Here is a 12,758-nt window from a genome sequence, read left to right as displayed (position 1 = left end):
ACCAGCGCTGTCGTTCCCGCGCACGGGAACGAGCGGCGCGACACAGGGGAGTACCTCGCATTCTCGACGCAGGCGAGCTTGTCCGGACGGAGAGCATGTCGCGCCGGAGATCGCCGCGGTCCCGCGCTCGCGGGCCGGGAACCGCGACGATCGGGGCCGAATGATCAGGTCGTGCGATAGGTGCGGGCCACGAGTGCCGAGCGCAGGTACCACAGGCCCGACGGCTGGGACGGGTCGAAACCGGTGAGCTGTCCGATCCGCTTGAGCCGGTAGTCCACGGTGTTGGTGTGCACGTGCAGCACGCGTGCCGTGCGCTGCCGGTTGAGGTTGTTGCCGATGTGGCGTTGCAGCGTTTCCAGCAGCTCGGGATGCGCGTCCAGCGGGTCCAGCAGCGAGCCGAGATACTCGCGGCCCGGCCCGGGTCTGGTCAGCTGGTATTCCAGTGCCAGTTCATCGAAGCGGTAGAGCCCGGCCACCGCCTGCAATCGCTGCACCATATCGAGCAGTTCGTGCGCCTGATCGGCGGCGGTGGGGATCTTCTCGGGAGTCGCCTCGACCATGGTCGCGGTGACGCCCACCTGCGCGGCGTGCGACAGTTGGGTGACCAGCGCGTCCAACTGCTCGTTGTCCAGATGGCCGGACGGGATGAGCACCGTGCCGCCGTCGACGCTCAGCAGCGACAGCACGGCCTCGCCGCAGCGTGTGGCCAGTTCGGCCTGGACCCGGCGCAGTTTCCGGCGCGCGACGACCTTGCCGTCCACCATCGGGTTGTGTTCCTCGCGGTGCGGCGGGATCGCCACGGCCAGAACGGCGTACGACGACGCGATGGCGATGCCGCACTCGCGCGCCATGGTGGAGGTGCTGTGCCCGCCGAGCAGCGCGGAGGTCAGCGTGTGCACGGCGGTGTGGTGCTCACTGACCACCGCGCGCAGCTCGCGGACGTATGCCATGGAGACAGCGGAGTTGATCATGTCGAGCATCTCGACGACCATCTTGGCGCCGTCGACGAGATCGTCGTAGTCCTTCATCGTCGCGTCGGACACCACCAGGTCCAGGCCCATCTTGAAGCCTTCGTGGATCGAGTGGTGGATGGTGTCGATCGGCACCCCTTCCCGCGCCCACCCCGCGGCCGCGTCACCGAGCCGCTGGAGTTTCTCCGGAAGGTCCTTCCCGTCGAGCATGCTCACCGCCAGCTCCAGGCAGACCCGGGTGATGGTGGTGACGTCGCCGGCGATCGCGTCACCCGGTAGCGTCCCGCACGGGATGACGTTCTCGACGAAGTGCCCGACCATCTGACGCGATAGCCCGCGGACATCCTTCAGCGGGGACGACATCGGCTTCCCCGACAGGGTCAGGCTCGGCCGGGCCGAACTGTCGACGGACATTGGCGACTCCCTTCCGCCCACGATTGGTGTGCAGCGCATTCACACTAATCGGTAGATCTCCTTCGCGGACCCGATCGACCGGTTCTGTGAGAGCTGGGAGGGACCGGTCGGTGCGGGGTTGTGAGCGGTCACAGGACCGGGCCGGACCGCGGCCACCGACCCCGCGGCGAGCGGCGCCGGGTTCGGTCGTCGCCGCGAGCGCGGACGGACATGCCGGTAGGATCACCCGCGCCGGGCATGGCCATGTAACGAGGGTCTTGTCCGGCACGTGTCGTGTCCTGGATGGTGTGCAGTGCCCATCCGTCGCGCACGCCACGGCGGAAAGGCAGTGCGGACGCAACGATAGGGGCAGGGCGATGACACCGGCTCTGAGATGTCTTGTCTGGGAACTGGACAACACCTTGTGGGACGGCGCCGTGTGCGACGCGACCGTCGGCGCGTTGCGACCCGCCGCCCTGCGCACCCTGCGCGTGCTCAGCGAGCGCGGGATCTGGCATGCCGTGGCGAGCCGCGGCGAGCGCGAGTGGACGCTGGACAAGCTGTACCGGTACGGCGTCTACGAGATGTTCTCGGCCATCGAGATCGGCTGGGGCCCTAAGTCTTCGGCGATCGTGCGGATCGGGCGCACCCTCGGACTCGGGCCGGAGGCCATCGGTTTCATCGACCACGAGCCGGTGGAGCGCGCCGAGGTCGCCCGTGCGCTGCCCGCCGTGCGCTGCTACGCCGCCCGCAACGCCGATGTCCTGCCGGTGCTGCCGGACTTCCGCCCGGTGTTGCGCACCGGTCCCGCTCCCACGCCGCCGCTCGGGTTCGCCAGGGTGCCCGCGCGCTGAGACGAGCGCGGTGTGACCATGAAATACGCGCCCGGCCTGCGGGATCGCGTGACCGCACCGGAGGCTTCCCAGCTGCGCGAGGAGGCGCGCTGGAGTCGTATCGTGTTGATGGACAATGCGGTATCGGTGAATCGGCGGCGATAGGTTGTCACCATGAAGTGCTATGGCGTAACCGCGAGCGATGCCGAATCGTGGACCGAGATCGCCAACAGCTTCGTTCCCATGGACTATCGCTACGGCGATCCGGATCGATGGTATTCGGGACTGACGGTTCAGGAGTCGGCCGTCTACCGGTTGTTGCGCTGGGAGCAGCGGGGAACCAGTACCTCCTACCGCACCCGGACGAACATCCGCCACGGTCCCTGTGACGACTTCTACTGGGTCGTCGTCCCCCAGCGGGGCGTGTACTCGGTGCGCTATCGCGGGGAGGAGACGCGAGCGCGACCCGAACAGGCGGCGGTGACCGCGCTCGACGATCTGTGCCAGATCCACATCCCGCTGTTGTCGGCCTACGCGTTCCAGCTGCCCCGTGCCGAACTGGACCATCGCGCGGGACCGCTCGCCGAACGCGGTATGACGATCGACCTGAACTCCGGACTCGGCCGGATCACCCAGGCCATGATCCGCAGCACCCACGACGAACAGGCGAATCTGTCCGACCTGGAGTTCAACGCGGTCTGCGACCGGATCGCGGAGTTGCTCAGCCTGATCTCGCTCGGCGAGACCGGTCCGCAGCGAACCCATCACGCCCATGTCGTCGCGCAGATCCGGCAGTACGTGAGAGCCAATGTCGGCCGGAGTGACGTGCGCCTGCCTGCGGTGGCGCACGCGCTGGGCTGGTCGCCCCGGCAGTTGCGCGCGGTACTGCAGCAGGCCGGCACCACCTACCGCGACGTGCGGCGGGACGAAGCCCTGCGCGCCGCACGCGACCTGCTCGAGGACCCGGCGCGGGGGGACGATCCCATCAGCGCGCTGGCGGTCCGCGCCGGGTTCACCCCGGCATGGTTCTCCGCGGCGTTCAAGGCGCGCTTCGGTGAGACGCCGCGGGACTTCCGGCGGCGCCGAGCGGCGGAACGCGCCCTGCCGGGCGACGCGCGTGAGCCGGTGCCCACGTCCTGAACCGGAGGGCATCCGGAATCAGCCGGGCAGCAGGCTGATCGACAGGCCGCGCAGCCGGGCCGCGTCGGCGATCACCCGGTATCCCGCCACCCGGTCGCCGAGCACCGTGACGGTGAGCGCCAGCAGCAGCCTGCCGTGCGGCGCGACCACGACGCCCGGGTGACCGTCCACCAGCGCGAGCGCCGCCACCTGTGCACGCCGCCGGAGCAGCACGGTCTCTTCGGCCACCGAGGCCGCGCCGCGTACGGTCGTGGCCACTCCGGCGGGAAGCGCGGCGGCGTCGGCCGTGCGGACCACATCGGGCGCAAGGACGGCCAGGAGCGCGTCGAGGTCGCCGTCGCGTGCCGCGCCGAGAAACGCGTCGACGACATGCCGCTGCGCGGTGAGTTCGGGGGTGGCATCGGCATCCCGCACGCGGTGGCGAGCCCGGCTGGCCAGCTTCTTGGTGGTCGGCGTCGTGCGTCCGACGATCGGCCCGATCTGGTCGAACGGCACCGCGAACAGGTCGTGCAGGACGAACGCGACCCGCTCGTCGGGGCCGAGCCGGTCCAGCACCACCAACAGTGCCCGGCCGACCGAGTCGATCAGGACTGCCTCGTGCTCCGGTTCGTTCTCGTCGGCGCCGCTTTCCAGCACGGCGGAGTGGTCGAGCGGTTCCTCGCGCCGCGCGGCCCTGGCGCGCAGCAGGTCCAGGCAGATCCGGGACACGACGGTGGTGAGCCAGCCCGGCAGGTTCCGTACGTCCTCGACGTCGTGGCGGGCCAGCCGCAGCCAGGTCTCCTGCACCGCGTCGTCGGCCTCGCTGGGTGAGCCGAGCATGCGGTAGGCGACCGCGTGCAGGTGGCCGCGCTGGGCCTGGAATTCCCGCGCGAAACCGTCTTCGGTGGGCATCGGTCACCTTTCCGCTCCATGGTCCGTCATCGAGATGACGGATCGGACAGCGCCCAGGTGACCGGGCGCGCCACCTGACGAAAGGGTATTGCCATGGACATCGCTTACGTCGTCACCACCGTGCTGGCGGCCGCGGCCGCATTGCTCGCGGCGGGTATAGACGTGGTCCGCGCCGAGTGGGTGCGGACGAACATGCGCGCTTACGGCGTTCCGCAGTCGTGGCTGACGCCTCTCGCGGTCGTCAAAGCGGTCGGCGGGGCCGGGCTGCTGGTGGGCCTGGCGGTCCCGCCGATCGCGGTTGCCGCGGCGGCCGGGCTGGTCGGCTACTTCGTCGGCGCGGTGGTGACAGTGGTCCGTGCGCGGCAGTACACGCACATCGGCTACCCGCTGCCATACCTGGCCCTGGCGGCCGCATCGCTGGGACTGTCCGTGGCGGCGTAGAGGCGCCGCGACGCGCGTGGCACTACGCCGCGAGGATGAACTGGGCCGCCTGCTCGCCGATGAACACCGCGGGCGCGTGCGTGTGGCCCCGGATGAGCAGCGGCATCACCGAGGCGTCGGCCACCCGAAGCCCTTGGACGCCACGCACTTCCAGCCGGGGCGTGACGACGCTGGCGGAGTCGGTGCCCATGCGGCAGGTGCCGACCGGATGGTAGAGCGTGTGGGCGTAGGAGTTGAGCGTCAGTTCGAGCACGGCTTCCGGTTCCGCGGGCGCCTGCGGCGGGTAGATCAGCGGGCCGAGCACCGCCTTCATCGACGGCTCCGCGGCGATGGCGGCGCACACCCGCAATCCGGCCATGATGGCGGCGCGGTCGGCCCCTGCGCTGTCGGACAGGTAGCGCGGATCGATCACGGGTTTGGCGGACGGGTCCGCGCCGGACAGGGTGATCCGTCCTCGGCTCTGCGGGCGCAGCAGCACCGTCGCCAGGATCACCCCGTGCTCGGTCGGGTCCTGAAGTCCTTCGTAATAGAACGGCGCGGGCGCGAACACCAGCTCCAGGTCCGGGAACTCCAGATCCGGATTGCTGCGCACGAACCCGTACGCCTCGCCGACGTTCGAGGTGAGCATGCCGCGATGGCGGATCAGGTAGGCCAGCAGCTGGCGCGGCCGCTCGGCGCCGAACAGCGAATCGCCCGCGACGCCGTAGCCGATGCCGGCGACGAGATGATCCTGCAGATTCGCGCCGACCTCCGGCGCGTGGTGGCGCACCTCGATGCCGTGGCGGGCCAGTTCGTCGCGATCGCCGATGCCCGAGAGCATCAGCAGTTGCGGGCTGTTGATCGCCCCGCCGCACAGCACGACCTCACGCCGCGCGGTCACCGTGTGCGTGCCGCCGCCGTGGCGGTACTCCACGCCCACCGCGCGCGTGCCGTCGAACAGCACCCGGGTGGCCAGCGCCTCGCTGCGCACCGCGAGATTCGGACGACGCAGTGCCGGCCGCAGATAGGCGTCGGCGGTGCTCCAGCGGCGGCCGGCGCGCTGGGTGACCATGGTCTCGCTGAACCCCTCCGGCTGCGGACGGTTGGGCGGCTCCACCTGGTAGCCCGCCTCCTGCACCGCGGCCAGGTAGGCGGCGGTGAGACCGCGCGGGCTGCGCTGACGGGAGACGTGCAGCGGACCCTCGGTGCCTTCGTCTGGGTACTGGGCGTTCTCCACACGTTCGATGCGGCGGTACTGCTCGACCGCCGCCGCGAACCCCCACTCCTCGCCCGCCAGCAGCGCCCACTCGTCGTAGTCCGCCCGGAATCCGCGCACCCACATCATGGCGTTCATCGAGGACGAGCCGCCGAACATCTTGCCGCGCGGCCAGTAGATCTCGCGGTTCTTCAGTTCCGGTTGCGGCGTGGTGAGGTAGTCCCAATCCACCTCGGAGCGGAACAGTTTGGCGAACCCGGCGGGGATGTGCGCGAACTTGTTCTTGTCCGGCGGGCCCGCTTCCAGCAACGCCACCGTGGTGCCAGGATCGGCGCTGAGCCGATTGGCCACCACCGCGCCCGCCGATCCCGAGCCGACGACGACGTAGTCCGCGGAAAGCTCACCAGGTTGCACTGTTCCCACTCCGATCTGCACCGACTACGGCAAAGATACGAGCATGCCCGCGTCGCGTGGCCGATTTCGGGCAACCCGGCGGGAAGTCGTGCGGCGAAGTCCGCGCTATCGCAGGATCAGCAGCGCGGAGGTCTCGATGCGGTCGGCGATCTCGGAGTAGGACCCGTAACCCATGCCCGCCCGCACCAGCGCGCCCGCGTAGAGCAATTCCAGCGATTCGACCACATCCGGGTCCGGATCCGGACCGAGCGCGCGGATGATCCGCTTGCGGATCTCGGCCCCGATCCGTCCGCGCAGATGCTCCACGTCCGGATCGCGGCCGAGTAGGGCGCTGGTGACCGCGCCGGAGAGCTCCTGCTCGTCGGCCACCAGCATGGCGATGTTCCGCAGCTCGGCGATCACCCGGACGGTCGGATCCTCGTCCTCGCTGACCGGCGACGGCGACGCGACCAGCCGCCGCCAGAAGATCTCCGCGACCAGATGCTCCTTGGACGAGAAGTAGGTGTACGCGGTGGCCGTCCCGACCCCGGCCGCCGCGGCGACCATCCGGATGGTCATGCCCGCAAATCCTTCCCGGGCCAGCACTTCCACCGCCGCGCGGGTCAGCTTGTCGACGGTGTCGGCCTGCTTGCCGGACAGCCTGCGGCGGGTCGCCTCGAGAATGACGGAATCGGGTTCGGACATGTGTCTGGATCCTACTAGCGGCCGGGGCGGGTCAGTTCTTGGCCGCCGCGATGCCGGCCCGGCGCCCGTAGAAGCTGCCGTCGCCCAGTGACGCGCCGCTGACGTAGCCGCCCGCGCACAGGCCGGAGGTGCACCGGCCTGCCGCGAACAATCCCGGAATCGGCTCTCCGGAGACGTGCAGCACCCGCGAATCGAGGTCGGTGCGCAGTCCGCCGAGGGTGAAACCGGCCGTGAAGCCGCGCATGTCGAAGGCTGCCACCGGTCCGCGCAGCGGGCGCACCCATTCCGGCTTCTTGCCGAGCACCGGGTCCGCGCCGTCGGCGGCGTGCAGGTTGTAGCACTCCACGGTCGCCTGCAACGCCTGGCCGGGCAGGCCCATCTCCGCTTCCAGCTCGGCGATGGTCTCCGCCACCCAGGTCGGGGGCTGGCGGAAGAACGGCGTGGAGGTCTCGGTCGTCAGCGCCTCCTCGTAGGACGCTTCGTCGATCACCAGGAACGCCTGATTGTCCTGCTGGATCAGCGTCGCCTGGCCGATCCGGCCGGGGTAGGTGTCCTCCGGGATGTAACGCTGGCCGCGCCCGTTGACCAGGATGCCGCGGGCCAGCAGCTGCGGATCCCCGAAGAACGCCACCTCGGTCGCGTCCATGTGCGCCAGCTCCGCGCCGAGCGCCTGCGCCAGCCGGATGCCGATGCCGTCGTGTTCCTCGATCGCCGCGGCGGGCCTGCCGATCAGTCGCGGCGCATATCCTTCGATCATCTCCTTGTGGTAGGCGAAACTGCCGGTGGCCAGCACGACGCCGCGCTCGGCGCGGATGGCGACCGGCTTGCCGTAGCGGCGGGCCAGCACCCCGACCACCCGATCGTCGTCGTCGACGATCAGCCGCCCGATCCGCATGTCGTACTCCGCCCGGATGCCCAGCGCTGCCGCGGTGTCGGCCAGCGGCTTCATCAGCATGTAGCCGCCGCCCTTCTCCCCGGTGCGCTTGTCGGCCATCTGCGGAACATGGCCGCGCGGAGCGGGTTCGGCGATCGCGTTGAAGGGCGCGGCGTTCTCGCCACCGGAGTACATCAGTCCTTCGTCGTGCGGCGGCTCCCACCCCGGCTCGCCCCAGAACGCCTCGCGGAACGGCACGCCGCAGGACACCAGCCACTGGAAGTGCTCGACGCTGCCGCGGCAATAGTCGGCGATCTTCGCCTTGTCCACGCCGGGGCCGAGCGCCGCGAGCAGGAAGGTCTCCATGTTCTCCGGCGTGTCCTCGAAACCGAGGGCCCGTTGCAGCGGTGTGCCGCCACCGAGGTAGATGAAGCCGCCCGCGAGGGCGGCGGCGCCACCCCAGCCGCCGGTACGCTCCAGGACCAGCACGTCCGCACCCGCGCGGGCGGCCTCGATGGCGGCGCAGACCCCGGCGATGCCGTATCCGGCGACGACGACGTCGGCCCGGTGGTCCCAGGTCTCGACCCGGCTCGCGCGCAGGGGGCGAATGGTGGTGGCGTCAGACATGGTCAACGAGTCCTTCACTGCTCGGCGGGCGCGGACTGCGCGCGGGCGGCCTTCTTCTGCTGCGCCACAATCGTGCCCACCAGGATGTCGAGTTTGCTGCCGTTCGGCCAGCCCACGTAGTGACACAGGAACACCGCGATCTCGTGCAGCTGGTCTTCGGTGAGTTCGCCGTTGCGCAGCGCGGCCCCGATCTGGATGCCCGCGGTGTCGATCGCGCCCTGCGCGGCCAGCGCGCCGAGCAGCAGCAGCCTGCGGTCGCGGATGGTGAGTCCGGGCCGCGACCAGATGTCGGCGAAGAGGTGGTCGGCGGTGACGGCGAAGTGGGCGCCGGGGTATTCCTGGAACTCCGTGCCGTAGACCTCGGCCATCTTGGCCAGACCGCGCTGCCGCACGGTGTCGCCGGAACCGTTGTCGCTCATGAAGTTTGCCTTTCCGATGCGAAGGTGCCCGTACCGACGCCGAGTCCGGGACCGAGCCGGTCGATGGCGAGTGCGGCCAGCGGCAACTCGGTGCCGAGCCGTTCGCCCAATTCCAGGGCGAGACCGAGGTCTTTCTCCCCGAGCTCGCGCACGTGCCGCAGGATCGGCAGCCAGAAGTCGCCGTCCTGGATCGGGGCGGTGGTCTCGCGCAGCATGATGGCGCCGGGCCCGCCGGTGACCGCGTCGGAGTGGCGCACCACCTTGCCGAGCGCGGTGAGGTCCAGACCTGCCGCCTCGGCCAGGCGTTGCGCCTCGGTGGCGGCGGTGAAGGAGACGAAGTGCAACAGGTTGCGGGCCAGTTTCATGCGCGTGCCCGCGCCGACCGGCCCGGCGTGCACGATCAGATCGGCGAAGCAACCGAACGGTTCGCGCACCTGCTCGAACGCCGCGTCGCTGCCGCCGACCATGACCGCGAGCGCGCCGCGTTTCGCGCCCGGCGCGCCGCCGCTGATCGGCGCGTCCACCAGTTCGACGCCGCGGTCGCGGCAGACCGCAGCGAGCTCTTCGGCGGTGCGATCGCTGATCGTGGAGTGCACGGCGACCACGGTGCCGGCCGCGGCGGTGCGCAATATGCCCTCCGGACCGGTGATCACGTCGCGAACCTGGGCATCGTTGACCACGGTGATGGAGATGACCGCCGCCTGCCCGGCGAGTTCGGCTGCGGAGGCGACCGCTTCGGCCCCGGCCGCGAGGAACGGCTCGACCGCCTCGGGCCGCGTGTCGCACACCGTCAGCCCGCCCGGCCATCGCAGCAGGCGCTCGGCCATCGGCGCGCCCATGTTGCCGAGGCCGAGGAATCCGATGCGGGCGCTCATGACCGCACGATCTGTCCGCCGTCGACGTTGAAGATCTGCCCGGTGACCCAGCTCGCCTCGTCCGACAGCAGGTACAGGCAGGCGCCGACCAGGTCCTGCGGCGTGCCCATCCGCTTGAGCGGCAGGCGTTTGACGATGTCGTCGACGATCACCTCCGGGGTGACCGCCTTGGTGGCGTCGGTGTCGATCGGTCCCGGCGCGATGGCGTTGACGCGGATGTTCGACCCGCCCAGTTCGAAGGCCAGTTGCTGGGTGAGCCCGTTGACGCCGACTTTCGCCAGGCCGTAGAAGCTGGAATACAGCCACGCGGCGGTGGAGGACTGGTTGACGATCGATCCGCTGCCACGCTTGGACATGTGCGGCCAGACGGCGCGGGTCATGACGAGCGCGCCGTCCATGTTCACGCTCATGAACTTCCGGTAGTAGTCCCACGGCACGGTCAGCAGCAGGTTCAGTTTCATCTCGCCGTAGATGGCGGCGTTGTTGACCAGGTGGTCGATGCCGCCGAACTCGGCGACGGCGAGATCGGCCAGCGCGGTGGCGGAGTCGGGATCGGACACGTCGACCTGTCCGAACACCGCGGTGCCGCCGTCGGCGACGATCTTCTCGACGACCGCCGCGCCGCTCTCGGCGTTCTTGTCGGCGACGACGACGTTCGCGCCTTCGGCGGCCAGCGCCTGCGCGTAGGCGGCGCCGATGCCCTGAGCGGCGCCGGTGACGATGGCGGATCTTCCCGTGAAACGGGCCATGGAGTTCAGCTCCTCTGTGTTGTCCCGCGGCGGTCAGACCGCGGTGGCGATGACTTTGGTCTCGAGGTACTCCTCGAAACCGGCGATGCCCATCTCACGGCCGAGGCCGGATTGCTTGTAGCCGCCGAAGGGGACGTCGGCGGAGTACCAGATCCCGCCGTTGACGCCCAGCGTCCCGGTGCGCACGCGTTCGGTGACGCGCCGGATGCGCTCGGGGTCGGTTCCCCAGACCGAACCGGACAGGCCGTAGGGGGAGTCGTTGGCGATGCGGACGGCGTCCTCGTCGCCGTCGTGCGGGATGATCACCAGCACCGGGCCGAAGATCTCTTCGCGGGCGACGGTCGAGCTGTTGGGGACGTCCGCGATCAATGTGGGTTCGACGAAGAACCCGCGTTCGTGCCGGGTCGGCCGCCCGCCGCCGACCACGATCCGCCCGCCTTCGGCGCGCGCGATGTCGACATAGCGTTCGACCCTGGCGCGCTGGCGTTCGGAGATGAGCGGCCCGCACACCGTGCGCGGGTCGGTGGGATCGCCCGGCCTGATCCCGCCGAGCGTGGCCGCGGCCGCCTGCACCGCTTGGTCGTAGGCGGCGCGCGGGACCAGCAGCCGGGTGGACAGCGCGCAGCCTTGGCCGGCGTGCACGCACACCGAGAACGCCGCGACCGAGCAGGCCGCGGCGATGTCGGCGTCGTCGAGCACGATGAACGCCGATTTGCCGCCCAGTTCGAGGAACGCCTTCTTCAAAGTCGTTGCGGCACCGGTCATGACGGCGCGGCCGGTGGCCGTGGAGCCGGTGAAACTGATCATGTCGACGCGCGGGTCGGCGGTCAGCCGGGCGCCGAGCGTGTGGTCGGCGGAGGTCACGATATTCACGACCCCGGCCGGGATGTCGGTCTCCTCGGCGATGACGGCGCCGACCGCCGCCGCGCACCAAGGGGTGTCGGGGGCGGGTTTGAGCACGACGGTGTTCCCCGCCGCCAGCGCGGGACCCAATTTGGCGAAATTGATCTGATGCGGGAAGTTCCATGGCGTGATCGCCCCGACCACGCCGATCGGCTCCCGGCGCAGCAACCGGCGGGTCTTGATGCCCATCGGTTCGGCCACGCCCAGATCGGTTTCCCAGTCGTAGGTTCCGGCGAGTCCGGCCGCGTAACCCAGGTCGGCGACCGGGCCTTCCAACTGCGGGCCCGCGGTCAGCATCCGCGGGGCGCCTGCCTCGGCGATCGTGATCTCGCGCAGGTCCTCGACGTGGGCCTGCAACGCGGTGCGCAACTGCTCGAGGCAGTGGGCGCGGAAGGCGTGATCGCGCGACCAGTCCGTCTCGTCGAACGCGGTGCGCGCGGCGGCGACGGCCGCGTCGAGATCGGCCGCGTTCGCGTCGGCGGCGAGGCCCAGGACTTCCTCGGTCGCCGGGTTCACCGTCGCGAAGACACCGTCGGCGCCCTCGACCAGCTTGCCGCCGATCAGCAGGCGGGACCCGTCGGCGGGCAGAAGGCTGCTCATGGATTACTCCGATACTGTCTGGACACGTGTACGGAATATAGTCTGGGACGTCGATCCGTGGCAATAACAGGTTCTAACTCTGCCATTCTCGACGGGGCCGAGCGGGAAGGGGTGTGCTCCGGCCGGGTGTGCGCGAGAGGGTCGAGTGCAGCACGGCGAAACGGTTGGTGTTCCGAGGGGCATTGTCGGGAACAGTGGGGCAGTGGTACTGTCCAGACACATGTCCAGCTATCTGTCTTCGCCCCGGTTGCGGCACGCTGCCGCGAGGCGGAACGTGTTATCGGTTTCGGAGTGTGGACGATGACCGCCGCGGTGGAACCGGTGACGTTCGATCCGTATGACTATGGGTTTCACGAGGACCCGTATCCGACGTATCGGCGGCTGCGAGACGAGGCGCCGCTGTATCACAATGCGGCTTTGGGCTTCTGGGCGTTGTCGCGGCACGCGGATGTGGTCGCGGCGTTTCGGGACAGTGTGCGTTTGTCGAGTGCCAATGGAGTGTCGTTGGATCCGGCGGCGTGGGGGCCGCATGCGCATCGGGTGATGTCGTTTCTGGCGATGGACGATCCGCGGCATATGCGGATGCGGCGACTGGTGTTCAAGGGGTTCACGCCGAAGCGGGTCGCGGAGATGGAAGTGCGGATCCGGGAGCTGACGCTGTCGTATTTGGAACCGGCGCTGGCCGGTGGCTCGTTCGACTGGATCGATGAGGTCGCGGGCAAGTTGCCGATGGATGTGATCTCCGAGTT

The 12,758-nt window shown here is 69.7% G+C and carries 13 protein-coding genes and 1 pseudogene; 5 read left to right on the top strand and 9 right to left on the bottom strand.

Annotation, left to right across the window (positions count from 1 at the left end; translation table 11 throughout):
• Positions 1-164 precede the first annotated feature (164 nt).
• Positions 165-1,385 carry a PucR family transcriptional regulator gene (locus tag NG1_RS01635; RefSeq protein WP_062967267.1) on the bottom strand — a complete coding sequence of 407 codons (1,221 nt, stop codon included), beginning with the start codon at positions 1,383-1,385 and terminating at the stop codon, positions 165-167.
• 356 nt (positions 1,386-1,741) lie between these two features.
• Between NG1_RS01635 and NG1_RS01630 the strand changes: the two genes are divergently transcribed.
• Genes NG1_RS01630 through NG1_RS01625 form a run of 3 tightly spaced genes read left to right on the top strand, consistent with a single transcriptional unit; the run spans position 1,742 to position 3,337 of the window.
• Entirely contained in the window at positions 1,742-2,218 is a 477-nt protein-coding gene (locus NG1_RS01630; RefSeq protein ID WP_062967264.1) for an HAD-IIIC family phosphatase, read from the top strand.
• A gap of 12 nt (positions 2,219-2,230) precedes the next feature.
• Complete coding sequence (locus NG1_RS38740; protein WP_281218022.1) at positions 2,231-2,362, top strand: hypothetical protein; 132 nt, start codon at positions 2,231-2,233, stop codon at positions 2,360-2,362.
• Between the two features lie 9 nt (positions 2,363-2,371).
• On the top strand, positions 2,372-3,337 hold the full coding sequence (locus NG1_RS01625) for a helix-turn-helix transcriptional regulator (protein WP_062967262.1): 966 nt from the start codon (positions 2,372-2,374) through the stop codon (positions 3,335-3,337).
• Between the two features lie 18 nt (positions 3,338-3,355).
• On the opposite strand, the gene NG1_RS01620 is transcribed toward NG1_RS01625, so the two are convergent.
• On the bottom strand, positions 3,356-4,228 hold the full coding sequence (locus tag NG1_RS01620; RefSeq protein WP_062967260.1) for a sigma-70 family RNA polymerase sigma factor: 873 nt from the start codon (positions 4,226-4,228) through the stop codon (positions 3,356-3,358).
• Between the two features lie 93 nt (positions 4,229-4,321).
• On the opposite strand from NG1_RS01620, the gene NG1_RS01615 reads away from it, so the two are divergent.
• Positions 4,322-4,669, top strand: a complete 348-nt coding sequence (locus tag NG1_RS01615; RefSeq protein WP_062967258.1) for a DoxX family protein — start codon at positions 4,322-4,324, stop codon at positions 4,667-4,669.
• 22 nt (positions 4,670-4,691) lie between these two features.
• On the opposite strand, the gene NG1_RS01610 is transcribed toward NG1_RS01615, so the two are convergent.
• The 7 genes from NG1_RS01610 to NG1_RS01580 form a co-directional block, all read right to left on the bottom strand.
• Entirely contained in the window at positions 4,692-6,278 is a 1,587-nt protein-coding gene (locus tag NG1_RS01610) for a GMC family oxidoreductase (RefSeq protein ID WP_062967256.1), read from the bottom strand.
• A 105-nt stretch (positions 6,279-6,383) separates the two neighbouring features.
• Positions 6,384-6,962, bottom strand: a complete 579-nt coding sequence (locus tag NG1_RS01605) for a TetR/AcrR family transcriptional regulator (protein ID WP_062967254.1) — start codon at positions 6,960-6,962, stop codon at positions 6,384-6,386.
• Between the two features lie 31 nt (positions 6,963-6,993).
• On the bottom strand, positions 6,994-8,463 hold the full coding sequence (locus tag NG1_RS01600; protein ID WP_062967710.1) for an FAD-dependent oxidoreductase: 1,470 nt from the start codon (positions 8,461-8,463) through the stop codon (positions 6,994-6,996).
• 14 nt (positions 8,464-8,477) lie between these two features.
• Positions 8,478-8,882: a carboxymuconolactone decarboxylase family protein gene (locus tag NG1_RS01595; RefSeq protein ID WP_062967252.1), complete on the bottom strand. Its 405-nt coding sequence runs from the start codon at positions 8,880-8,882 to the stop codon at positions 8,478-8,480.
• On the bottom strand, positions 8,879-9,757 hold the full coding sequence (locus NG1_RS01590; RefSeq protein ID WP_062967250.1) for an NAD(P)-dependent oxidoreductase: 879 nt from the start codon (positions 9,755-9,757) through the stop codon (positions 8,879-8,881). Before NG1_RS01590 ends, NG1_RS01595 begins: the two co-directional genes overlap by 4 nt.
• A complete protein-coding gene (locus NG1_RS01585; protein ID WP_040866630.1) occupies positions 9,754-10,506 on the bottom strand; it encodes an SDR family oxidoreductase in 753 nt (250 codons plus the stop codon). The genes NG1_RS01590 and NG1_RS01585 overlap by 4 nt, the downstream gene beginning before the upstream one ends.
• Before the next feature lie 33 nt (positions 10,507-10,539).
• Positions 10,540-12,009: an aldehyde dehydrogenase gene (locus tag NG1_RS01580; protein WP_062967248.1), complete on the bottom strand. Its 1,470-nt coding sequence runs from the start codon at positions 12,007-12,009 to the stop codon at positions 10,540-10,542.
• Between the two features lie 300 nt (positions 12,010-12,309).
• On the opposite strand from NG1_RS01580, the pseudogene NG1_RS01575 reads away from it, so the two are divergent.
• Positions 12,310-12,758: pseudogene (locus tag NG1_RS01575) on the top strand (cytochrome P450); the annotation flags it as partial.

Origin of the sequence: Nocardia gamkensis NBRC 108242, assembly GCF_001612985.1 — a bacterium.
Classification (GTDB): Bacteria; Actinomycetota; Actinomycetes; order Mycobacteriales; family Mycobacteriaceae; genus Nocardia; species Nocardia gamkensis.
This window is presented reverse-complemented; position numbering and strand designations above follow the sequence as displayed.